Genomic DNA, 23,844 nt, shown 5'->3' with positions numbered 1-23,844 from the left:
TTTCCAGACTGCTCGCTTACCCGCTTCAGGTCTGTCAGAGATGTCCGAAATTTCCCTCGGCCAAGCGCCCGTTCGCCACGATTGGACGCGACCCGAAATCGCTGCCCTGTTCGCGCTCCCCTTCACCGAGCTGCTGCATCGCGCGGCCGGCGTGCATCGTCAGCACTTCAATGCCGACGAGGTGCAGGTCTCCACCCTGCTATCGGTCAAGACCGGCGGCTGTCCCGAGGACTGCGGCTACTGCCCGCAGGCGCAGCGCTACCACACGGGGGTCGATGCGACGAAGTTGATGGCCTGCGACGACGTGCTGGCCAAGGCGCGTGCAGCAAAGGATGCTGGTGCCTCGCGCTTCTGCATGGGCGCAGCATGGCGAAGCCCGAAAGACCGCGATATCCCGAAAGTCGCCGAGATGATCGCCGGCGTGAAGGCATTGGGGCTGGAAACCTGCGCGACACTCGGCATGTTGAGCGACACGCAGGCGCAGGCGCTGAAAGAGGCCGGCCTCGACTACTACAACCACAACCTCGACACCGCACCGGATTTCTATGGCGATGTGATCACCACGCGCGACTATCAGGATCGTCTCGACACGCTCTCGCACGTGCGTGATGCGGGCCTCAAGACCTGCTGTGGCGGCATCGTCGGCATGGGCGAATCGCGCGATCAGCGTGCGGGCCTGCTGCATACGCTGGCCACCCTGCCTGCGCATCCGGATTCGGTGCCGATCAACCGTCTGGTGCGCGTCGCTGGCACGCCGCTTGCCGAAGAGAAGGAGCTGGATCCATTCGAATTCGTGCGCACCATTGCGGTTGCCCGCATCGTCATGCCGAAATCCATGGTGCGCCTGTCGGCCGGCCGCGAGACGATGAGCGACGAGTTGCAGGCGCTGTGTTTCCTTGCCGGTGCGAATTCGATCTTCCATGGCGAGAAGCTGCTCACCACCGGCAACCCGGACACGGCAAAAGACGACGCCTTGTTTGCGCGTCTGGGCCTGAAGCCGATGCCGCCCACCGGTGCAGACCTAACCAGCTGCAGCGACACTGTCCACGCGGACATCGTCACTGCACCCTCGGAAGTGGCCGCTGCATGATGCGGCCCTCGCTGCAGGAGCGCATCGCCGAGGCACGAAGCGAGCGCGATGATCGTCGTCGCCGCCGGCAACGACTGACCATCAGTCGCCGCGATGGCGTGCGCGTAATGGCCAATGATCGCTGGCTGATCAATTTCTGCAGCAACGATTACCTGGGGCTTTCGCAGCACTTCGCCGTCGTCGGCGCGCTGCAGGACGAGGCTTCGCGCAGCGGCGCAGGCGGCGTGTCCTCGCACCTGGTTTGCGGCCATCTGGCCGTGCATGAAGCACTCGAGCGCGAGGTGGCCGACTGGCTGGAGGTGCCAGCTGCGCTGGCGTTTTCCAGTGGATGGCTGGGCAATTTGGCCGTGGTGCAATCCCTGCTTGGCGAACATGACCTCTGCGTGCAGGATCGGCTCAACCACGCCAGCTTGATCGATGCCGCGCGCTTGTCCGGCTGCAACCTGCGTCGCTATCCGCATAACGATCCCGAAGGTGCATTACGCCAGCTGCGCGCACAGGCCGATGGTGCGGCAATGATCGTCACCGATGGCGTCTTCAGCATGGATGGCGATGTCGCTCCCTTGCGCGATCTCGCCCTGGCAGCACATGTGCAACGCGCGATGTTGTATGTCGATGATGCGCATGGCATCGGCGTCGTCGGCCAAGATGGCCGCGGCAGCGTGGCGGCGGCGAAACTCACCGCCAACGAAGTGCCACTGCAACTGGCAACGCTCGGCAAGGCCTTGGGCAGCTTTGGCGCGGTGGTGGCCGGCAACGCGGATTACATCGCCCATCTCGCCGAAACCGCACGTCCTTACCTCTACACCACCGCCCTACCAGCTGCACAGGCCGCGGCGTCGCTCGCTGCGGTGAAACTTGCGCGTCGCGAGCACTGGCGCCGCGAAAAATTGCAGGCATTGGTCTTGCGCTTCCGCAGTGGCGCGCTACGCAATGGATTCGAGTTGCTCGATTCCGATACACCGATCCAGCCTTTGATCTGCGGCACCGCGGCGCATGCGCTGGCGATGGCGGACGCCTTGCGCATGGATGGCATCCTTACCACGGCGATTCGCCCGCCCACCGTGCCGGAAAACACTGCACGCCTGCGCATCACCTTGTCGGCATTGCATACGCCCGACGACATCGATGCGTTGATCAACGCCTTGTGCCGCGCACGCGACGAGACCCGACGGCGCGTCGGCAGCGCACTATGAGCCATTCGACAACCAACACTCGCACCGCCTTGGTCGCGGTGCTGATCGCGTTGGCATCTGCCCTCTTCTTCACCCTCACCTATGTGCTGAACCGCGCCACGGCTACCGAAGGCGGGCATTGGGCGTGGACGGCATCGTTGCGCTATCTCATCACACTGCCGTTGATGATCCCGCTGATGCGCGGCCGACTGCGCCCGCTATGGGCCGCGATGTGCGCACATCCCATCGCATGGCTGGGCTATAGCGCGCTGGGTTTCGTACTGTTCTACATGTTGATGGCCTACGCCGCCGACAGCGGACCCGCGTGGCTGGTCGCTGGCAGCTTCCAGTTCACCGTCATCGCGGGGATGCTGTGCGCGCCCTTCCTATACCGCGATGCAAGACGCAAAGTGCCACTCGCTGCCTGGGGCGTAGGCCTGTTGATCCTGGCCGGGGTGATGTTGATGCAGTTTTCGCACGCCGATGGCGGGCTGGACCGCGCGGCGTGGGTCGCGCTGGCCTGCGTGCTCGGCTCGGCGATTTTGTACCCGCTCGGCAATCGATTGTTGTTGCTGCACCTGGAACGCACGGGCGAGCAGCTCGATGCCACCCAGCGCGTGTTCGGCATGACCCTCGCCAGCCAACCCTGGTGGCTATTGGTAGCGATGTATGCGTTCTCGCAAGCGGGCACACCATCGGCATCGCAAGTGTGGATGGCTGCAGGCGTGGCGCTCTCAGCCGGCGTCATCGCCACCATCTTGTTCTTCAAGGCGACGGGCTTGGTCCGTGACAACCCGACCGCGCTCGCCGCCGCCGAAGCAATGCAGGCCGCGGAGCTGATCTTCGCCAGCATCCTGGGCGTGTTCTTCCTGCACGAAGCGTGGCCGCAAGGTGGCGCACTTGTGGGTAGCACGATGATCGTCGTTGGCATTCTGCTGTTTGCATGGGTCGCCGCGCGATCGCATCTCAATGACCCGCGTGAAGTACAGGCCATGCGCACGGAGCAGAGCCCATGAGCCTGCATGTCGACGTCACCGGCAGCGGCCCCGACATCGTCTTGCTGCATGGTTGGGCGATGCACGGCGGCGTGTTCACGCCGCTGGTCGAGCGTCTGCAAGATCGTTTCCGATTGCATGTCGTCGATTTGCCCGGCCATGGCGGCTCACGCGCCTGCGATATTCCGCTCACGCTGCCCGACAGCGCAACCGCCATCGCCCGCGTGGTGCCAGAAGATGCACTGTGGTGCGGTTGGTCGCTGGGGGGCTTGGTCGCCCTCTACGCCGCCAGCCACGGCACGTCGATGCGCTCCCTTGCCATGCTCTGTGCTTCACCCTGTTTCGTGCGCAAAGAAGATTGGCGATGGGGGATGTCGCCGGAAATTTTCCGCGACTTCGCCACCGGCTTGCGCGACGACTGGCGCGGCACGCTGGATCGCTTCCTGGCACTCGAGGCTTTCGGCTCAGAACACGCCAAGGAAGAATTGCGTCACCTGCGCAACGCCGTATTGGCACGCGGCGAGCCTGCAGCCAGGGTGCTCGCCGATGGCTTGCAACTGCTTGAAACCAGCGACCTGCGTGGCGATTTGCCATCGCTGACCATACCAAGCACATGGATCGCCGGGCGTCGTGATCGCCTGGTTGACCCGCGTGCGATGGAAGAGGCGGCATCGCTCGCCCCCAACACTCGTTTCAGCACCATCGATCACGCCGGACATGCGCCCTTCCTGACCCATGCGGACGCGGTGATAGGCGCCTTGCAACCCCTGCTGCATCCAAGCGAATGACCGACGACTTCTTCCCCGGCCGCGTGTTCGACAACCGACAAGTGCGTCGCTCATTTGGACGCGCCGCCGAAGGTTACGATGCTGCATCGCACCTGCAGCGTGAGATCGAATCGCGCCTGCTCGAGTCGCTCGATTACTACGCCCTGCGTCATGGGGATGCCACGCCCGGTGTCATTCTCGATGTTGCCTGCGGGCCGGCGCGCGCAGCCCGTGCCCTGCGTGCGCGGTGGCCAAAATCACGCGTTATTGCATTGGACGCCGCCTTGCCGATGCTGCATGCAGCGCAGGGCAACACCCGTGGGCGTTTGCTGCGCGAACGCGAGATTCCGCGGCTCAACGCTGACTTGCGCGCATTGCCTTTGGCTGATGGCAGCGTCGATTTGCTGTTCTGCAATCTGGCACTTCAATGGATCGAAGACCTGCCTGCGGCTTTCGCAGAATTTCGTCGCGTGCTGAAGTCGGGCGGCATGCTGTTGGTATCCACTTTCGGAAGCGAAACCCTGGCCGACCTGCGCGAGGCCTTTGCCGCCGCCGATGATTTTCCGCATGTCAGCCCTTTCACTGCCATCGCGCCGTTTGGCGATGCATTGGTTGCCGCAGGATTCCGTGACCCAGTCATCGACCGCGACATCCTGATCGAATTCAAACCCACTTTCGCCGACATCCTGCGCAGCTTGCGCGCGATGGGCGCGACCAATGCATTGACCGCGCGGCGCCATGCCTTGTCCGGACGGGCGCGTTTCAGTGCAGCCGAAGCCGCGCATCCGCATGACAACCGTGGCTTCCCGATGCGATGGGAAGCGATCTACGCGCAGGCCTGGGCACCTGAGCCCGGCACGCCGATGCGAGACGGCCTGGGTGAAATCGCACAAATACCGCTCTCGCGCATTCCAATACGCCGTCGAAGCACATAGCGCGATCACTGCCCCCGGGTGATCACCGCCGTTCATCCACTGCTGCCTAGACTGCAGCCGAACTTGTAACGGAGCGACCTCCATGTCCCCACGCCTATTGGCCATGTTGCTCACCACGGCGACATGCTTCACGGCGGCCCCGATCACCTCCCTCGCGCAAAACCGCATCGAAATCGCATCACAAGCCGATATCTTGTTGCGCAGCGCAAGCAACGATGCACTCGACAGTCTGTTTCAATCCGTGCACGCGATATCGACCTCGCCAACGGATTCCACCAAGGTTTGTCGCGCATTAGCTTCGCCGGACCGTGGCAGTGCAGACACTTGGCTCGCGGTGGCTCAGGAGCTGTCTGGCGACAACCGCGACCGTTTGACCAGCGCACTGGGCGAAGTTGCTTTATCTGGCTGGCAAGGACGGCCCAGCGCTTTTGACGAAAAGGCCGCGCGCACGTCGCTGCGTCAGGCAGGCGTGCGCGCTGCCATGCTCAACGACGGCTTCAGCGCATCGGCATTGAGTGTCGATGATGTGAATGCTACGAATGAGGCCGAAATGGAAGCCTTGCGCTGCCGATCACTCGGCTGGTTGCTCGATGCAGTGGCCAGCCAGCCACTCGACGAGCGCGCTGCCATCACGCGCCTGCTGCTTCGCGATGGCCTGGCTTCGGTATTGCAGAAATCCGCTGATTAAAGCGTCTCCGAAAATCGTCAAGGCTACTGGCCTACGACCTGCGCGATCCAATCCTGCAGGTTGTAGTAATTGGTAACGCGTGCGATGCGCGGCTCCCCCTCTACATCAACGACATCAAAGAACGCACCACCCGGCAACACATATCGCTGGCCATGGGCCGCCGGCAGGCCTTCATCGGTGGATAAATATTCGCCATGCACCACGTATTCGGCACCGGCACGCCACCCCTCTGCACTCACCGTGATGACGATGTCGGTCAATGCCTCGCGGTAGTGCGCATCCATCCTCTGCATGAAAACTGCAAAGGCGGGTTTGCCGGTTTCGCGCATGCCTTGGTTGAGGTCATGCGCGATGTCATCGGTGAGCAAATCCAGCATCGCCTGGCGATCTCCGCGATTGAAAGCGGCGTAGTAGGCGCGGACGAGGTCGTGTGTGCGGTTGAAGTCGGTCATGGCTCAGGCAAGAAGTACATGAAGTGAAGCGGTATCGATATTGCCACCAGACAAGATGATGCCAATACGTTGGCCGGAAAATCGCGTTGGATTGCCGAGTACCACGGCCAATGCAACCGCCGACGAAGGCTCGATGACGAGTTTGAGGTGCGTCCAGACCAGGCGCATCGCATCGCATATCGATGCCTCATCCGCCAGCAAAATTCCGTTGGCATCGCGTGCGATCAGCGCGAACGTGCGCGGCGAGAGATGACCACGCAGGCCATCGCAGATAGTGTCCGGCACGCGGTCGATGATGAGCTCGCCGCTGGCCAGCGAATCGAAGGCATCGCGCGCAGCCTCAGGCTCGGCACCCCAGATTTGCGTATCGGGCGATAGCGCACGCGTAGCGATACTTGTCCCAGACAACAGGCCGCCACCACCTACCGGCGCGATGATCGCATCCAAGCCGGATTCTGCAGCAATCAACTCCATCGCCGCCGTGCCCTGTCCTGCGATGACATCCGGATGATCGAAGGGATGGATCAAGGTCGCGCCGGTTTCCGCGATCACCTGCGCGACTGCGGCATCACGCGCACGCATGTTAGGCGCACAGCGGACGATGCGCGCACCCTCGCCAGCGATGGCGTCGAGCTTTACCTTCGGCGCACCTTCAGGCACGACCACCGTCGCGGGAATACCGCGTAACCGGCAAGCCAGCGCGATCGCAGCGCCGTGGTTGCCCGAGCTTTGAGTGGCAACGCCACGCGCCGCGATTGCATCGTCCAATGCATACACGGCGTTGCAGGCGCCACGAAACTTGAAGGCACCGGCGCGCTGCAGGTTTTCGCATTTGAACAGCAGTTGGGCACCGGCTGCAGTGTCCAGAGCGTCGCTGCGCAGGATGGGCGTCACACGGGCATGCAGGCGGATCCGGGCTGCGGCATCCAGCAGGCTGGGAAAAGTCGGCAAGGGGCCTGTCGATAAAGGTTGTGCATCCATCGGCAGAGCCTAGCCCAGCTTGGGGTGAGCCTGACTTTACCGGAAAGATGAATGGTTAACCCGAACAAGATCGACCCGCCCCCGGCTTAGCGAAAAATTAAGGGGGGGTTCAATTGTATGGGCCCATCGTGGAGCCATGTTCCAAGGGGGATTCCACATGATTCGCAAGATATCTTTGACCGCCAGCCTGCTGGGCTCCGCGCTGCTCCTCTCGGGCTGCGTCACGCCCTATGTGAGCGGCACCGTCGGCACCCAAATCGGCAGGGGCGGTTATGTCAGCGGCACGGTTGGCGGCTACCCGTATGGCTACGGCGGTTACAACCGCTACGGTTACGGCGGCAGCGCTGTCTACGGTTACGACCGCTACGGCAATCCGATTTATCGCCTGCCCGATGGCCGGTTGGTAGTGGGCAGCAACTACAACCGTGGCGGTTACGACCGCTATAACGGCGGATACCCGGGCTATAGCTATCCCGGCTATGGCTACCGAAATCCTTCCTATGGCTATCCCAGCTATGGCTATCCAGGGTATGGCTATCCCGGAGGCTATTACCGCCCACCGACCCATTCCCATCGACCACCGCCGGTAACCCGGCCGGGTGGCGATAGCGGCGTGCCTTCCAGGCCGATCAGCAGCAACCCGGGCGGAAGCTCCAGTGGCAGCGTGCTTCGCCAAGCTCGCGAACGGATGCAGACAAAGCAGGCATCATCAGGGCGAGAGGCCACATCGATCGAGCCTTGATCACGTAACCCGACAAAACTGCTTGCAACGCGCACGCGCGCAGCGCAAGCTTTACCCGCAGCGCCCGCCGAGGAATCAACGGATCCCCCCTGTTCCGTCCTCGCGCGGGCGTTGCGCTTTTCCGGCGCGTTGCGCCTGGCGCATAAAAAATGAGGGGCCGGATGTCCCCCGACATCCGACCCCTCTGCTCCCCCGGGATGTACAGAGCCGGCCCCTGCTCCAATACCGGCAGCGCATAAAGCGCCTGTCATTCCGAGTGCATAGGGATATAAGCAAAGTGCGTGCCAACCGCTTAGGTCTGTTCAAGCGGCATAATTGGGATCTTGTTCGCAGTTCATATGCTGAACACCCCTGCATCGCGCGCCAGACTTGGACAATTTCGGTCGCATCGTTCTGTCATGCGGCTTTTATCTCAGCGAAAGCGTCGCGCTGGCACAAACCCTGCCAAGCAACTCCATCTTCAACAGCCTCGCCATTGATTTGATGAACCAGGATTTCCACAACTTCGACGTGATCGTGATCGGCGGCGGCCATGCCGGGACCGAGGCGGCGTTGGCGTCGGCGCGCGCGGGGGCCCGCACCCTGCTGCTGACCCACAGCATCGAGACCGTGGGCGCGATGAGCTGCAACCCGGCCATCGGCGGCATCGGCAAGGGGCATCTGGTCAAGGAGATCGATGCGCTGGGCGGCGTGATGGCGCGGGCGGCCGATGCCGCCGGCATCCAGTGGCGCACCCTCAATGCGTCGAAAGGCCCGGCCGTGCGCGCGACGCGTGCGCAGGCGGATCGCGCGCTGTATCGCAGCTTCATCCGGCGCGCGGTGGAGTCGCAACCCCACCTCACCCTGTTCCAGGCAGCGGTCGATGACGTGTTGATCGAGGGCGATGCCGTGCGCGGCGTGGTGACCAACACCGGGCTGACGTTCAAGGCCCCGGCCATCGTGCTGACCGCCGGCACCTTCCTTGCCGGCAAGATCCACATCGGCGAAACCCAATACGCCGCCGGTCGCATGGGCGATCCGCCCTCGACCGCGCTCGCCCACAAACTGCGCGAAGGCCGCTTCGTGGTCGATCGCCTCAAGACCGGCACGCCGCCGCGCATCGATGGCCGATCGCTGGACACCTCGGTGATGACCGAGCAACCCGGCGACACGCCGCGGCCGGTGTTCTCGTTCATGGGCACGGAGGCGGATCATCCGGCGCAGGTGAGTTGCTGGATCACCCACACCACTGAGCGCACGCATCAGATCATTCGTGACGCCTTGCATCGTTCGCCGCTGTACTCCGGACAGATCGAAGGCATCGGCCCGCGTTACTGCCCGTCCATCGAAGACAAGGTGGTGCGCTTTGCCGAAAAAGCGTCGCACCAGATCTTCGTCGAGCCGGAAGGCCTCGATGTCGTGGAGATCTACCCCAACGGCATCAGCACCTCGCTGCCTTTCGATGTGCAGCTGGAACTCGTGCGTTCCATCACCGGCTTCGAGCGCGCGCACATCACCCGCCCCGGTTACGCCATCGAATATGACTTCTTCGACCCGCGGGGTTTGAAGGCCTCGCTGGAAACCAAGGCGGTCAACGGCTTGTTCTTCGCGGGCCAGATCAATGGCACCACGGGGTATGAGGAAGCCGCGGCACAGGGCCTCCTCGCCGGCGTCAACGCCGCACGCTTCGTGCAGGAAAAAGAGGCGTGGTCGCCGCGTCGCGACGAGGCTTACTTGGGCGTCTTGGTCGATGACCTGATCACCCAGGGCACGTTGGAGCCGTATCGCATGTTCACCAGCCGGGCGGAATATCGCCTGCAGCTGCGCGAAGACAATGCCGATGCGCGCCTGACGCCGACGGGCCACGAATTGAATCTCGTCGATGACGCCCGTTGGGCCGCCTTCTCGCGCAAACGCGAAGCCGTCGATGCCGAAATGGCGCGGCTCAAGGCTTTGTGGGCCGCGCCGAATAATCCGCTCGGTAGTGCGTTACAACGCGATATCGGCGTGGAGGTCAGCCGCGAAACCAGCGCAATGGACCTGCTGCGACGCCCGGAACTCGACTACGCCAAGCTGTCCACGGTCGAAGGCATCGGCCCGGGTGTCGATGACGCGAAGGTGGCGGAGCAGGTGGAGATCGAAGCCAAGTATTCCGGCTATCTCGACCGCCAGCGCGAGGAGATCGCCCGCGCCCGCCGCCACGAAGACACCACGATCCCGGCCGATTTCGATTATGCGCAAGTGCGGGGCCTCTCCGCGGAAGTGCTGCAAAAACTTGAGCGCGTGCGTCCGCAAACCTTGGGCCAGGCGCAGCGCATCCCGGGCATGACCCCCGCCGCGGTACAGTTGCTCATCGTCCATCTCACGCGTGCACGACGGGAGCGCGCGGCCTGAGGTCTTTCATGCGCGTGATGCTCACCGTGGTTCTGGGCTTGATGTTGACCGCTTGCGGACAACGCCCTGATGACACATCCGCCACACCGGCCAAGTCCGCTGCCCCTGCTCCGCGCGTCCAGTCTTGGACGCTCCCCACCCAAACCGGTGCATCCGCCCCGGATTTGCGGCAAGCGCCCGATGGACGGCTGCTGCTCAGCTGGTTGCAAGCAGAGGGCGAGGACGCGCATCGCTTCCTGTTTGCTGCCGCGGATGCACAAGGCGCGTGGCAACACGATCCGCGGGTGATCGCTGCCGATCGCCCGCTGTTCGCCAACTGGGCAGACACGCCACACATCCTGGCGACGCCTGACGGTGCGCTGTGGGCGCATTGGTTGCAGCGCGTGGGCAAGCGTGGCGGTACTTATGACGTCGTGCTCGCACGATCGGCCGATGCTGGCCAGACCTGGGCCACGGAAGCGAAGGTCAACGACGACGGCACCGAAACCGAACACGGCTTCGCGACGATGTGGGCCGAAGGCCAAGACCGTATCGGCATCGCATGGCTGGACGGCCGCCATACCTCCGGCCACGGGCATGGCAGTGATCATGGCGGCGGCCCGATGACCTTGCGCACTGCGACCTTCGACGCCGCGCTGGGCCGTCACGATGAAAGCGAACGCGATGCCTCGACCTGCGATTGCTGCCAGACCACGTCCGCCTGGGTCGATGGCGGGCCGATGCTGGCGTGGCGCGACCGCACACAGGACGAAATACGCGACATCGTCATGACCCATCGCAAGAACGGCGAGTGGCAGAAGGAAACGGTCGTGCACGCGGATGGCTGGCACATCGCCGGCTGTCCGGTGAATGGCCCATCGATGGCCGCCCACGACGGCCGCGTGCTGATCGCGTGGTTCACCGGCGCGCAGGACACGCCCAGCGTTCGCATCGCCATGAACACCGATGGCGCATTCGGCGCCATGCAGGAAGTCGACAGCGGCGCCGATGTATTGGGCCGTGTGGCGGTCGCATTGGATGCCCGGCAAGCCTGGGTCGCGTGGCTGCGCGAGGAAGCAGGCCAGCAATCGGTGATGCTGGCGCGCTACACGCCGGACTTGGCCCGCGAGCTTGAACGCACCGAAGTGGCAAAGTTGCAGGCACGCGGCCGCGTGAGCGGCTTCCCGAAACTGATCAGCGACGGCGCGACGGCGTGGATGGTGTGGACCGATGTCGAAGGTGACGCCACGCTGATCCGCGGCGCACGCATCCGGGCGAATTGATTCAGCGCTCAGTGCGCCAATTGACCGAGCCTTTGTTCTCTACCGTGCTCGACTCGATGGTGATGTCGAAGCCCTTGCGTAGCAGATACTTGAGCGTCAGCACCTGCCCGGTGCCCAAGAGCGACACGCCATAGCCCACGTACAAGCGCGGCGACAAATACTTGCCGACGCCGAACACGCTGCCACCGAGCGTGCTGGACTGGATCACCCCCGCATCGTCCAAACCGATTTTCGCGCCGAGCTGGGATGCCAACAAACTGCCCCCCGCGCTGAGCGCCGCCGATGCCGCGTTGAGTTGACGACCTTCGTCCGCACTGGCGGATGACAACGAGCGGCCCAGTGCGAGATACGCGAGTGCTTCGGACTGATCCATCGCCGGATTCGCCCACACATCGGCTTGCGGCGCCGTGGCCCGGCCACTGACGCGAATGCCCGCGGTGACATCACCCACTTCGCGTTGCGCGCGGATGTCCAGCACCGGGTTCGCGATGGCATCGTTGGTCCACACCAATCGGCCTGTATCGATCTGCAGCTTTTGCCCGTAAGCGGTGTAACGGCCATCGACGGTCAGCGTGCCGCTCGCGGTCATCTCGCGACCGGGTCGCGCCAACACGCGCAGGCCGCCGCCCAGTTGCCCATCCAGGCCGAAGCCGCGCAAACGCACGTCGTCACCGATGACTAGGCGCAGATCCATGTCCAAGGCCGTGCCTGCGGAACGCTTGGGATTGACCGGATCCAGCACGACGACATCGGATGAGCGCGTCACCCCATCGTCCAGGCGCTCCAGATCCATGCGCGCCGAAGGCACGGCGACGGTCCCGGTCACGCGCATCGGCTGCCCGGGCTGCAGGCTGACGACCACATCGGGATCCACCACTGCGCGCAGGTCACGCGTGTCCGACAACAATACGTTCTTGCCGCGAATGTTCAACACCACTGGCGTGTCCTGGCCGCGCCAACCCAGCGTGCCATCGATGTTGAGGATGCCGTCGCCCGAGCGCACGCTGCCTGCCAGGCGCGCATTGCCATCGGCTTGCGCACGCAGGGTGAGGTTGCCCTGCGTCAGCACGAGGCCGTAGGCAGGCACTTCGGCGCGCAAGTTGGCCAACTGCGCATTGCCGCCGATGCCCGGGTTGCCGCGCGTGCCGGACAACAGGATTTGTCCATCAATGACGCCCCTCGGATCGACCAGGTCGGGCACGAACACCTCCAGCCACGACAGGTCGCGCATGTCGAGGTCGATGTTGCCCGACAAGGGCGCGAATTCGTCCCACCCGGTGTCGATGCGTGCGGTGATGCGGCCGTCGCCGCTGATGCCGGTGGCGAGCGTGCCGCTGATGCGATTGGGGTCAAAGCGCGCATCGAGCGTGAGTGCGCGATACGTCATCAAGCCATCGGTGCGGCGATCCCCCAAGCGCAGTCCGCCCGATGCGGAACGCAATTGCGCCGTGCCCGCCCAGCTGGTGCCGACCGGTCGCACGCTGGCGTCCAGATCCACCAAGCCGTCGAGTTGCCAGGCCTTGCCGTCTTCGCGCGGCGGCAACCACGGCTGCGCCAAGGCCAGCGGCAAAGCGCTACCACGAATGTTCAGGCCGCGCCCGGGCCATTGGCCACTGGCGCACAATTGTCCACCGGCGTTGGATGCAAAGCAGCCTTGCGTCAGCGTCCACGCACCGCCTTGCTGGGCATATCCCACGGGCGCCTGCAATCGCCATGCGGCGCCCTTGGGCGGATCGAACTGCAACGTAGCCAGTTGTCCCGACCACGCTTGCCCACGTCGCAGCGCGGTGCCGCTCAGCTGCAAATCACCCATCGCCCCCGCGGCTTGCGCCTCCAGCCGCAAGTTTTCCATCGCGCCGGTGGCATGCGCTTGCAAGGTGTCGAAGGCCACGCCTGCCTGCACGCCGCGCGCATCGATGCGCAAGTCACCGCCGCCACCCTGCCAAGGCAAGCGTCCGCGCGCGGTCAACGCATCGGCGCGATAGTCGGCATAACGAATGCCGCGACCGGTGAGGTCGGCATCGATGTCGAAGGCATTGCGCGGCCCGGTGATCTTCACCTGTCCGTTCAACAAGCCTTGCGCATCGGGCAACAGATCATTCAATTGCAAAGGACTGAAGCGCGCATCCACGTCGATGCGTTGCCCGATCTTGCCGCGTGCATCCAGGCGACTGCTGCCCAGGCTCAGCGCGACATCACCCGAATATTCTTCGCCGCGCACCTGCAGCTGGCCGCGACCGCCCAGCGCACGGCCACGCAAGCGGCCACCCAGATCACGCACGTCGACATCCGCACTCAAGCGGTTGCGTGCATCGATACTGCCGTTCGTGGTGATGCGCCCGTTCACCGCCCCCGGCCAATCCGGCAGGAAGTAGCCGGGATCGAACCCCGCCAGGCGCGCATCCAGTTGCCACTGCGTGTTGGGCGTGACATCCACGCGACCGGTGGCGCTCAAGCGACCTTCCGGCATGGAAGCCACCAGATTCTTGATGGTCAGGCCACGCGCATCGCCGCGTCCATCCAACGTCACGTCAGCGCGCTGCTCGCCACGCTGCAACTTCGCCTTGCCGATCACGGCCCAGGCTTCACGCGTGCCGGCCACGCCGAAATCGCCATCGCCGGCGACTTGCGTGTTGCCGGCCGCGTCACTCCAGCGCAAACCACGCGCATTGGCGGCGAAATTGAAGCGCGCCATGTCCTGCTTGAAAGTGCCGGTGCCATTCAAGGTGACGCGGCCATCCAGTACATCCACCACCAAGGGCTGCGCATGCAGGGTCTTGTCTTCCAATCGCAACTTGGACGGCTGGATGACGACGCGGTTCGCCGCCTGCGCCCAGGTGCCTCGCAGGCTCCCGCTGCCGCCGACGCCGTCTGCCACGGCATCGAAGGTCATCAACTCGGCATCCGTGCGTTCCCCCGTAAACACCGCAGGATCCAAGCCTTCGCTTCTGGCCACCAGGGACCAGCGCGCATGGTCCTGCGCGTCCTCGCTGTCATCCGGTGCGCGCAAGGTGAGCGTCGCGCGCAAAGGCGCTGGCGCGCGTCCACCGACGAACACATCCATCGTTTCCAGATCGCCACGTGCGATCAGGCCCAGACGTCCTGCCGTGCTTCCTGCTGCGGCAGGAAATACAGCCGTGGCCGTCAGGTCGGTGGCGTAGTTGTTCTTGGGCGCGTACACACCATCGACATGAAAGCGACCACGGTCGCTATCGACATCGACAGACTCCAATGCCAATCGCCCGGTCTCGGCCCGCAAGCCCCCCTGCAGTCGCTTGATGTCGATGGTCGGCTCGCCCGCGCTGGTGACGCGCAGTCCGTTGATGTGGATGTTGTCTGCCTGCAGCGCGATCGGCGGTTCGATGCGGGGCAAGACTTCCGGCCATTCGGGCAGCTCGAAAGGCTTGTCGTCTTTCGCGAGATCGAGTGTGGCTTGTTCGATAACGAGTGCGTCCAGCAATAGTTTTCGGCCAAGCAGTGGACGCACGCTCGGATCGAGCGTCACCGTTTTCGCGGTGAACGTGGTGTCGCGACGATCCTTGCAGATCCTGAAAGGCGCATTGACCGGCCTGTCCTTGTCCGCACACGTCGCCCAGGTGAAGCGCACATCGTGCAGGCTGAGCGGCCCTTTGGCCGGGCCCTCCGCCGATGTCCAACTGAGCGATGCATTCGCCGGCAACATCGCCACGATGCGCGCCAACAGCACGTTTCGCCCGCCGACGGTGGTCAGCAGCCACCAGAGCAAGGCCACCACCAGCGCAGCGATCACCACGGTGCCCAAGGCACTGCGGATCGCCAGTGTGCGCTGGCGGCGACGACGCAATTGCTTCAGCTCCGCGACGCGCTCGTTGCGTTGCTCGTCGGTGGCATCGGGCGGCAACGGCTCAAGTCCGTAACGGCGATAACGGGCATAGCGATCGGCCCAGCTGCGCCGCGCACTCACAGGTCCGCTCCCAGGCCGATGTAGAGCTGGAAGGAGGAATCGGGCTGGTTCAAGCCACGCGCGATATCGATGCGCACCGGGCCGACCGGCGATTTCCAGCGCGCACCGATGCCGACGCCAGTACGCCAATCCGGCGTGTCATCGAATGCACTGCCGGTATCGACGAACACCGCCGCGCCCAAGGTCGGGGTGAAGTAACGCTCGAATTCCACGCTGGCGGTGGCGACATTCTTCGCGCCAATCGCGTAGCGACGCCCGCGCGTGGTGCCATCGACGCGCGGGCCGACTTCGCGCCAACCGTAACCGCGGATGCTGCGATCACCGCCCGCATAAAACCGCAGAGACGGCGGAATTTGCACCAAGGCATCGGTCCAGGTGTGGCCCAGCTCGCCGCGCACAAGCAATCGATTCTGTTCGCCCAAGCCTTTGAACCAACGGGCACCGAGATGGATCTGTCCGAAACTGGCATCCGAGCCGACACCCTCCACACCGCCGCGCACCATCAACGTGCCACCGAGCGCATTGCGCGGATACAAGCGATCATCCGCATCGATATATTCCGCGCGCAGCGACGGATAGGTGTAGGTGGCGTAGTTGTAGAGCGGTTCGTTGCCGTTCTGGTCGATCGCATAGGCCCAGCGCTCGCGCAGCGCATGCACCGAGGCGATCGCGGTCAAGTAGCGATTGATCTCGCCGCTACGACTGGCCACGAATTCCAACCGTCGCGTGTCGATGTAATCGTTCTGCTCATCGGCTGCCTGCAAGCTGCCGGTGTACCAGCCATCCAGCCATTTAAATGCGGGAACACGGTACTGCAGGGTCAACGTCTTGCGCTTTTGCGCGTAATCGAGCTGCGCTAGGGCCTTGTGGCCGCGCTTGTTGAGATAGCGCCGCTCCGCACCTGCGATGAAACCCGCGCCACTGTCGGTGCCGAACGACAAGCCCAGGTTGTAGACCGTGCGCTTGGCGGGCGCGAGCGTCACCGTCACCGGCACCAAATAGTCGACCGCCTCCTCGGGCTTGGGATCGATGTCGATGCGGGAAAAGTAATCCAGCGAGACCAGCGACTTGCGCAGGCGATCCAGTCGGCCTTGGTGGTAATACTCGCCCTCGTTCCAGTAGATCAGCTTCTGCAGAAGTTCCGGATGGATGATCTCGTTCGGATCCTGCACGAAGGTGACCTTGCCCATGTCATAGCGCAGGCCGCTGTCCCAACCCAGATCGATGTCGGCGGCGTTTTCGGCGCGCGTGACCTCGACACGACGCGCGATGAAGTCCGCATCGAAATAACCACGCTCAGCCAAGCGACGGGTGATCTGCGCCTTGCTGGCCTCGTATTCGGGATGGGTGAAGACGGCGCCCGGCTTGGGCGCGAAGGCCTCAAGCTCTTCACGCAGGTAGCGGTCTTCGCCGCCTTCGTTGGTGATGCGCACGTCCTCGTTGCGTACGCGCACCGGCTCGCCGGGCGTGATGTCCAGTGCGATCACGAGCGCATCGGGATTGCCACTGGGCGTGAGCTTGATCGTGGGCGAGTAGTAACCGAACGGTTCCAGCGCTTCGCGGGCCTCGTCCTCGGCGACTTCCAGCAGGTAATCAAGGCGACGCTGGGTAATGGTCTTGTCCAGCGAATCCTCGAGCGAGAGGTTGACGCGGACGTTCTCGGTCATCGCTTCATCCAGCCCGCGAATCTCGACACGGCTGATCTTTTCCGCCCGCGCGATGGCGGGCGTAAGCAGGCAGGCGAGCACAAGGCTAAGGCGGGGAAGCGTCATCCGAGGAAGGATACCGGCGCACGGTGAACGTTCCGCACATCCAGGCTGAATCCCGTGGCCGATCAAACCCGCACGCCCGTGCTCAGACGGACAGGTGCTCGATGGCGGCGACGCTGCCGAGACGGTCCGACAGCCTGCGCAGCAAGGCCAGGCGATTGGCGCGCACAGCCGGGTCATCGACATTGACCATCACGTTGTCGAAGAAGGCATCCACCTGCGGGCGCAGCCGCGCGAGGTGGGCCAACACATCGACGTAATCGCCGTGGGCCAGCGCGTGACCGGTTTCGCCATAAACCGCCTCGACCGCTTCGGCGAGGGCGAATTCCGCCGGCTCGCTCAGCAGCTTGGGGTCTTCGATCGCCGGGATCTCGCCTTCGGCTTTCTTGAGGATATTGCCGATGCGCTTGTTGGCCGCGGCCAGTGCCGCAGCTTCCGGCAATTGCGCGAAGGTGCCGATGGCGTCGATGCGGCGGTCGAAGTCGTACAGCGATTTCGGCTTCAGTGCCGCGACGGCGTTGAAGTGCGAGGCGGGCACGCCCTTGTCGGTGTAGTAGCCGCGCAGGCGGTCGAGGATGAAGTCGTAGAGTTCCGCAACATCGGCCTGCACATTGCTGGCCCTCAATGCCTTGTTCGCCGCCGTCAGCAACGCCAGCAGATCGAGATCAAACCCACTCTCAATCACCGTCCGCGCCAACCCCAATGCGTTGCGACGCAGCGCAAACGGATCCTTGTTGCCGGTCGGCTTCAAACCCGCCGCGAATCCACCCGCCAACGTATCCAGACGCTCGGCAATCGCCAGCACCTTGCCCGCGCCGCTGAGCGCGATGTCGTCGCCCGCGAAGCGCGGCTGATAGGCCTCGTCGATGGCCAACGCAACCTCCGACGATTCGCCCATCGCGCCAGCGTAGTAACGACCGGCAATGCCCTGCAGTTCCGGGAACTCGTTGACCATGCGCGATTGCAGGTCGGCCTTGGACAGAAGCGCTGCACGGCCCGCGACATCAGCATCCACGCCCACCTGCGGCGCGATGGTTTTGGCCAATGCCACCACACGCATCACCTTGTCCGCCACCGTGCCCAGCTTGTCCTGGTACTTCACCGTGGCCAGGCCGCCGTTCATCGACTCGAGGCCCTGCTTCAGATCTTCGTCGTAGAAGAATTTCGCATCGGCGAAACGTGGGCGGATGACGCGCTCATAGCCCTTGCGGACTTCGGCGACATCCTTCGATTCGATGTTGCTGGTGCCGATGAAGTGCTCGGTCAGGTGCTGATGCGCATCCAATACCGGGAAGAACTTCTGGTTCGCTTCCATCGTCGAGATCAGCGCTTCCTGCGGCACGGCGAGGAACTCGCGCTCGAAGGTGCCCAGCACGGCGACCGGCCACTCGTTGAGGCCGTTCACTTCTTCCAGCAGGTCCGCATCGATGCGGACGGCACCGCCGACTTGGCGCGCCGCCGCTTCGGCCTGCGCAACGATGCGCTCGCGACGCTCCGCCGGATCCACCAACACCTTGGCACTGCGCAAGGCATCGACATAGGCAGACGGCGATGCGATATCGACACTGCCCGCATGCATGAAGCGATGTCCGCGCGAGGTGCGCCCGGCGCGAATGTCCATCACCTCGCCTTGGACGACTTGATCGCCGAGCAACATCACAAGCCAATGCACCGGACGCGCGAAAGCGTAGCTGTGATCGCCCCAACGCATGGGTTTGGGGATCGGCATCGCCGCGATCGCCTCAACGACGATCTCCGGCAACAGCGCTTTGGTAGCCACGCCCGGCTTCACCGCGCGATGGACGAAGCGCTCACCCTTGGCGTCGCTGGTTTTCTCTAGCGCACTCCATTCCACCCCCGCCTTGGCTGCGAACCCTTGCAGCGCCTTGGTCGGCTGGCCATCGGCATCGAGCGCGATGTTGAGGTACGGGCCCAGCACCTCGCTCTTCTGCTCGGGCTGTTCGCTGGCGACACCCGGCAACAGCACCGTGAGGCGACGCGGCGTGTACAGCGGCTTCGCATCGCCGAGTTCCATGGCGACGCCACGCTTTTCCAAACCCGCGACCACGCCATCAAAGAAGGCTTGCGCCAGCCCCGGCAATGCCTTGACCGGCAATTCGTCGGTGCCCAGTTCAATCAAAAGAGGTTGCATCGTCATCACGCAACCTCCTGCTGGGCGCCGACATGCTTCAAACCCGGGAAGCCCAGCTTTTCGCGTTGTGCGTAATAACTCTCCGCCACCGCACGCGACAAGTTGCGCACGCGCAGGATGTAGCGCTGGCGCTCGGTCACACTGATCGCGCGTCGCGCATCCAGCAGATTGAAGCTGTGCGAGGCCTTCATCACTTGTTCGTACGCAGGCAATGGCAGGTTGGCGTCGACCAGCTTCAAAGCTTCGCGCTCGCAGGCGTCGAAACGATGGAAAAGCTCATCGACATCGGCATATTCAAAGTTGTACGTGCTCTGCTCGACTTCGTTCTGGTGATAGACATCGCGGTAATGCACCGGCGTGCCGTCGGGGCCGTACGTCCACACGAGATCGAACACGTTGTCCACGCTTTGCAGGTACATGCATAGGCGCTCAAGCCCGTAGGTGATCTCGCCCAACACCGGCTTGCACTCCAGGCCGCCCGCTTGCTGGAACCAGGTGAACTGGGTGACCTCCATGCCGTTGAGCCAGACTTCCCAGCCCAGGCCCCACGCGCCGAGCGTGGGCGATTCCCAGTTGTCTTCGACCAGCCGCAGGTCGTGCACTTCGGGATCCACACCCAGCGACTTCAACGAATCGAAATACAACTCGACGATGTTGTCGGGCGAGGGCTTCATCACCACCTGGTACTGGTAGTAACGCTGCAGGCGGTTCGGGTTTTCGCCGTAACGGCCATCGGTCGGGCGACGCGAGGGCTGCACGTAAGCGGCATTCCATGGCTCCGGGCCCAGCGCGCGCAGGAAGGTCGCAGGGTGGAAGGTGCCGGCGCCGACTTCGAGATCAAGCGGCTGGATCAGCACGCAGCCCTGCCCGCCCCAATAGGCGTTGAGGCGCTGGATTAGTTCCTGGAAGGTGATGGAAACGCGTTCGGCAGGCATTGCAATGGCCGTCAATTCAATTTGATTAGTATAAATGCGTACCCGTACAGGCTTTGGTCGATGTCGCTGCCTTTCCTCATTCTGCAAACCGGCACGCCGGTCGCCTCGATGCGCCGTCGCGGCGGTTTTCCGCACTGGATTCGCGTCGCGGCCGGCCTGCGCCGGGATGAAGTCGTGGAGGTGGATGTCGAGTCTGGCGACATCCCGCCATCTGCGAAAGGGTTTGCCGGCATCGTCATCACCGGATCGGCGGCGATGGTCACCGAGCGCCTGCCGTGGAGCGAATCGACCGCCGATTGGCTGCGCGAGACCATCCACGCCGGCATCCCAACCTTCGGCATCTGCTACGGCCATCAATTGATGGCGCATGCGTTGGGCGGCAGCGTGGGTGACAACCCGCTGGGTCGCGAGATGGGCACCGTCGAGGCGCGCCTCGCCCCGGCTGCGGCATCCGATGCCTTGTTTGCCGAGGCACCGACCGCCTTCCCCGTACAGATGACGCATCTGCAAACCGTGCTGACGCCACCCGCCGGGGCCGAGATCCTCGCCACCACCGATCTGGACGCCCACGCCGCCTTGCGCTTCACCGAGACGAGTTGGGGCACGCAGTTCCACCCTGAATTCTCCGCCCGTCACATGCACGGCTACCTCCGGGCGCGCAGCGAGGCATTGGCCGCCGAAGGGCGCGACCCAACCGCCCTGCTGCGAGCCGTGCGGGCCACTCCCGTTGCGCGCGGCATCCTGCGACAATTCGTGCGTGTCGCTTCACGCGCCACCGGCTAAGGTCAGGCCGCTCCTGCCCGCATTCCCCCGAGTCCCCCGATGACCATCCGTTCGCTTCCGATTTCCCGCGCCTGGGCGTGGTTCCTGCAGGCGGTGAATCTGGGTGTGCGCAATCCCCGTGCCGTGTTCGGCGCGGCCCTGCTGATGGTGGCCAGCCTCTATCTGCTGGTGATGGCCGGCGGCTTGCTCGGCAGCCTGGTGGGCGGAGGCGGCACCAGTACAGCGGCACTGGCGATGATGCTGCTGACCATCGTGGCGATCTTCATGTTGGTACCCGTGCTGGTCGGCGGATTGATGCACGTGATCCGTGAATCCGAAGCGGGCCGTCCCGTGCTGCCACGCGACCTCTTCGCCCCGTTCCGACAAGGGCGCGCGGGCAAGCTCGCAGCTTTCGGCAGCTTGCAGATCATGGCGATGCTGTTGGGTGGCCTGGTCACCACGCAATTGGCAGGCAGCGATTACATGACGGCGTATTCCGAAGCCGTCAACGCGATCCTGCAGCAGAAGACGCCTGCCCCCTTGCCTGCACCGGCGCATCCCGGACTGCTCTTCGTGTGGCAGATCGCGTTCAACTATTTCACCACCACGATCGCGCTCTTGGGCATCGCCTTGGTCGCGCTCTCAGGCAGCACATTTGGTCAGGCGATCCATGGCGGTGCGCGCGCGGCCCTGCGCAATTTCGCACCGAACCTGCTGGCGGCCGCGTTGTTTTTCGCAGCCGTGATGATCGCCGGGTTGATGTTGTCGATCGTCGGCAGCGTCGTCTTGCTGGTGCTGGGCAAAATTTTCATGCCGCTGGCATTGATTGTCGGCCTGCTGCTCACCTTTGCTTTCATCACTGCGGTGCTAGTGGTGGTCTGCGGTGGCGGCTATCTGATCTGGCGCGACACCTTCGCCGATACGCAGAACACCACCACAGCCACGCCAGCGTCACCGCATCAGATCGAAGCCTGATTCGAATACCCTCCAGCTCAGGCTTAAATCCCCAACGCTGCCTGCATGGCGGCGGATAGTGAGAATGCCGCCTTTACCGCAATGAGTAGCGGCAAGGTGCAGGCGACGACGACAAGCAACCAGCCCCACGCCGGGACGCTGCGCTTGGCGCCGTCATGCCAAACCACTTGCGTGTTCGCAATACGATCGTGCAACGCTTGATGACGCGGGGCATTCGCCGCCAGCAGGTGACCGATGTTCAGCGTGAGCCAGGACAGGCTACCCACCATGTGTCGATGAAAAGCCTTCCGAGGACTGAGCTGGCGCCCGCCCACAGCCAAGGCTTGCAAGCCAAGGACACGCTTGCCCAGCGTGGCGCGATGGTGCCCGGCTTCCTGTATCGGCCAATACAACAGACCGATCAACACAAATAGCGCGACCACCGGCCACAGGGCCGCATAAAGATCTGCCAGGAACATCTTGATCACAGGGCGCAATGGCCCCTCTGCCGACAGCCACGACTGCAACATCGCGCGCGGCGCTTCACCGTGGTCGATAGCTGCGGCCATCGTCTTGCCCACCGTTGCGCCCATCTCACGCCATTCGCTAGCCAACGCGTCGACGCGATCAAATCCCAGCAGCGACATCACCCCAAACACGGGAAGCGACACCAACCCAGCATCGACCAACCACGCGACCGCGCGCGGCCAGAAGCCGGCCGCATTATTCGATGCGTTAGCGGGGAGCGCCGGCGGATCCATCGCGCGACTTGGGCGCGATTATCCGCGCGGCAAGGATGCCCGCCTCGTAGAGGACACACATCGGGATCGCCATCATGATCATCGACACACCATCGCCGGGCGTGATGATCATCGCGATCACGAAGATGGCGATGATCGCGTAGCCGCGCGCATCCGCCAGCTGCTTGGGCGTCACCCACCCCAGCAACACCAAGATGATGGTGGCGATCGGCACTTCAAAACTGAAGCCCGAGGCGAGCGCGATGATCGCGACGAAGTCCAGATAGCGCGCGATGTCCGGCATCATCGCCACGCCTTCGGGCCGGGTGATCGCGAGGAACTTGAACATCGCCGGCAACAAAACGAAGTAGGCGAAGGCGCAGCCCGCGTAGAACAGCAACATCGACGACACCAGCAGCGGTGCGGCGACGCGCTTCTCGCGCTGGTAGAGCCCCGGCGCGATGAACGCCCACGCCTGATAGAGCAACACCGGCGCAGCGGCGATGATCGCCAAGTACAGGGCGAGGCGCAACGGCGTTGAGAAGGGTGTCAACGGATCAATCGCCACCAATTGGCTGCCTGGGGGCAACACTGCCAACATCGGCTCGGCAAGCAGGCTGTAGAGCCGGTCGCTGAAGAAAGCGAGCACGGCAAAGATCACGATCACCACGATCGTCACCGTCATCAGGCGCGTGCGCAGTTCGACCAGATGCGACATCCAGCCACCACTGGTACTTGATGTATCCCCTGGTTCAACCATCACGGCGTTCGTCGTGTCTGTCGGATGCAGGCGCGGCCTCATCCTTATTTACTTCGCTTTTTACATCGGACGATGCCGAAGCACTGCGCGCCACCGCATCCACTTCATCGATGCTTTCGTTCAAACTGGCCTGTGCTTCCTTGAGTGCGCTGCGCGTCGCCTCCAGGCTCTTGCGCAATTCATCATCGGCTAGTTCACGCTCGAAATCGGTCTTCACCGCATGCCAGTGCGCACGCGCACGACGCACCCACAATCCCGCGAACTGAGCGGCACGCGGCAAGCGTTCGGGGCCGAGCACGAGCAAGGCCACGACGGCCAGGATGATGAGTTCGGGGAAGCTGATTTCAAACATCGCGCAAACCTGCGACG

General features: G+C 63.7%; 20 protein-coding genes. 11 read left to right on the top strand and 9 right to left on the bottom strand.

The annotated features are described in order from the left end of the window. The first annotated feature begins 40 nt into the window (after positions 1–40). The 6 genes from bioB to BW989_RS05405 all read left to right on the top strand — a co-directional run bounded on the left by bioB (position 41) and on the right by BW989_RS05405 (position 5,650). Positions 41–1,090 (top strand): biotin synthase BioB, encoded by a 1,050-nt coding sequence (bioB, locus tag BW989_RS05430; protein WP_076586105.1) that lies wholly within the window; start codon positions 41–43, stop codon positions 1,088–1,090. Continuing rightward, entirely contained in the window at positions 1,087–2,286 is a 1,200-nt protein-coding gene (gene bioF, locus BW989_RS05425; RefSeq protein ID WP_076586102.1) for an 8-amino-7-oxononanoate synthase, read from the top strand. The genes bioB and bioF overlap by 4 nt, the downstream gene beginning before the upstream one ends. Continuing rightward, positions 2,283–3,281 (top strand): multidrug resistance efflux transporter family protein, encoded by a 999-nt coding sequence (locus tag BW989_RS05420; RefSeq protein ID WP_076586502.1) that lies wholly within the window; start codon positions 2,283–2,285, stop codon positions 3,279–3,281. Before bioF ends, BW989_RS05420 begins: the two co-directional genes overlap by 4 nt. A gap of 2 nt (positions 3,282–3,283) precedes the next feature. Continuing rightward, the gene (bioH, locus tag BW989_RS05415) at positions 3,284–4,048 is read left to right on the top strand and encodes a pimeloyl-ACP methyl ester esterase BioH (RefSeq protein ID WP_076586500.1); all 765 of its coding nucleotides are present in this window, start codon (positions 3,284–3,286) and stop codon (positions 4,046–4,048) included. Further along, entirely contained in the window at positions 4,045–4,962 is a 918-nt protein-coding gene (locus BW989_RS05410; protein WP_076586099.1) for a methyltransferase domain-containing protein, read from the top strand. Before bioH ends, BW989_RS05410 begins: the two co-directional genes overlap by 4 nt. An 82-nt stretch (positions 4,963–5,044) precedes the next feature. Further along, the gene (locus tag BW989_RS05405; RefSeq protein WP_129582825.1) at positions 5,045–5,650 is read left to right on the top strand and encodes a hypothetical protein; all 606 of its coding nucleotides are present in this window, start codon (positions 5,045–5,047) and stop codon (positions 5,648–5,650) included. Positions 5,651–5,673: 23 nt separating this feature from the next. Here the strand turns inward: BW989_RS05405 and BW989_RS05400 are convergent, their stop codons facing one another. Together BW989_RS05400 and BW989_RS05395 are read right to left on the bottom strand one after the other, a co-directional pair. Next, positions 5,674–6,102 carry a ketosteroid isomerase-related protein gene (locus BW989_RS05400; protein ID WP_076586095.1) on the bottom strand — a complete coding sequence of 143 codons (429 nt, stop codon included), beginning with the start codon at positions 6,100–6,102 and terminating at the stop codon, positions 5,674–5,676. Positions 6,103–6,105: 3 nt separating this feature from the next. Further along, a complete protein-coding gene (locus tag BW989_RS05395) occupies positions 6,106–7,083 on the bottom strand; it encodes a pyridoxal-phosphate dependent enzyme (protein WP_076586093.1) in 978 nt (325 codons plus the stop codon). Between the two features lie 157 nt (positions 7,084–7,240). On the opposite strand from BW989_RS05395, the gene BW989_RS12665 reads away from it, so the two are divergent. The 3 genes from BW989_RS12665 (at position 7,241) to BW989_RS05380 (ending at position 11,460) form a co-directional block, all read left to right on the top strand. After that, on the top strand, positions 7,241–7,825 hold the full coding sequence (locus BW989_RS12665; RefSeq protein WP_076586091.1) for a hypothetical protein: 585 nt from the start codon (positions 7,241–7,243) through the stop codon (positions 7,823–7,825). A 483-nt stretch (positions 7,826–8,308) separates the two neighbouring features. Then, a complete protein-coding gene (mnmG, locus tag BW989_RS05385) occupies positions 8,309–10,198 on the top strand; it encodes a tRNA uridine-5-carboxymethylaminomethyl(34) synthesis enzyme MnmG (RefSeq protein WP_076586498.1) in 1,890 nt (629 codons plus the stop codon). 8 nt (positions 10,199–10,206) lie between these two features. Next, complete coding sequence (locus BW989_RS05380) at positions 10,207–11,460, top strand: hypothetical protein (RefSeq protein WP_076586089.1); 1,254 nt, start codon at positions 10,207–10,209, stop codon at positions 11,458–11,460. Between the two features lies 1 nt (position 11,461). Here BW989_RS05380 and BW989_RS05375 read toward each other — a convergent pair whose 3' ends face one another. From BW989_RS05375 to glyQ, 4 genes are all read right to left on the bottom strand, one after another. After that, entirely contained in the window at positions 11,462–15,403 is a 3,942-nt protein-coding gene (locus BW989_RS05375; protein WP_129582824.1) for a translocation/assembly module TamB domain-containing protein, read from the bottom strand. Continuing rightward, on the bottom strand, positions 15,400–17,175 hold the full coding sequence (locus tag BW989_RS05370; protein WP_076586087.1) for an autotransporter assembly complex protein TamA: 1,776 nt from the start codon (positions 17,173–17,175) through the stop codon (positions 15,400–15,402). Before BW989_RS05370 ends, BW989_RS05375 begins: the two co-directional genes overlap by 4 nt. Positions 17,176–17,257: 82 nt before the next feature. Beyond that, entirely contained in the window at positions 17,258–19,330 is a 2,073-nt protein-coding gene (glyS, locus tag BW989_RS05365; protein WP_076586085.1) for a glycine--tRNA ligase subunit beta, read from the bottom strand. Next, entirely contained in the window at positions 19,330–20,259 is a 930-nt protein-coding gene (glyQ, locus tag BW989_RS05360; RefSeq protein ID WP_076586083.1) for a glycine--tRNA ligase subunit alpha, read from the bottom strand. The genes glyS and glyQ overlap by 1 nt, the downstream gene beginning before the upstream one ends. A gap of 60 nt (positions 20,260–20,319) precedes the next feature. On the opposite strand from glyQ, the gene BW989_RS05355 reads away from it, so the two are divergent. After that, positions 20,320–21,042, top strand: coding sequence for a glutamine amidotransferase (locus BW989_RS05355; RefSeq protein ID WP_076586081.1), 723 nt, complete (start codon positions 20,320–20,322; stop codon positions 21,040–21,042). Positions 21,043–21,081: 39 nt separating this feature from the next. Then, a complete protein-coding gene (locus BW989_RS05350; protein ID WP_076586078.1) occupies positions 21,082–21,996 on the top strand; it encodes a hypothetical protein in 915 nt (304 codons plus the stop codon). A 23-nt stretch (positions 21,997–22,019) separates the two neighbouring features. Here BW989_RS05350 and BW989_RS05345 read toward each other — a convergent pair whose 3' ends face one another. Genes BW989_RS05345 through tatB form a run of 3 tightly spaced genes read right to left on the bottom strand, consistent with a single transcriptional unit; the run spans position 22,020 to position 23,827 of the window. Further along, entirely contained in the window at positions 22,020–22,736 is a 717-nt protein-coding gene (locus BW989_RS05345) for an RDD family protein (protein ID WP_076586075.1), read from the bottom strand. Further along, complete coding sequence (gene tatC, locus BW989_RS05340) at positions 22,711–23,475, bottom strand: twin-arginine translocase subunit TatC (protein WP_129582823.1); 765 nt, start codon at positions 23,473–23,475, stop codon at positions 22,711–22,713. The genes BW989_RS05345 and tatC overlap by 26 nt, the downstream gene beginning before the upstream one ends. Next, complete coding sequence (tatB, locus tag BW989_RS05335; RefSeq protein ID WP_076586071.1) at positions 23,468–23,827, bottom strand: Sec-independent protein translocase protein TatB; 360 nt, start codon at positions 23,825–23,827, stop codon at positions 23,468–23,470. The genes tatC and tatB overlap by 8 nt, the downstream gene beginning before the upstream one ends. Between the last annotated feature and the right edge of the window lie 17 nt (positions 23,828–23,844).

Origin of the sequence: Solilutibacter tolerans (assembly GCF_900155935.1) — a bacterium.
GTDB classification, from domain to species: Bacteria; Pseudomonadota; Gammaproteobacteria; order Xanthomonadales; family Xanthomonadaceae; genus Solilutibacter; species Solilutibacter tolerans.
Note: the sequence above shows the minus strand (reverse complement) of the source record. Positions and strands in the feature narration are given on the sequence as shown.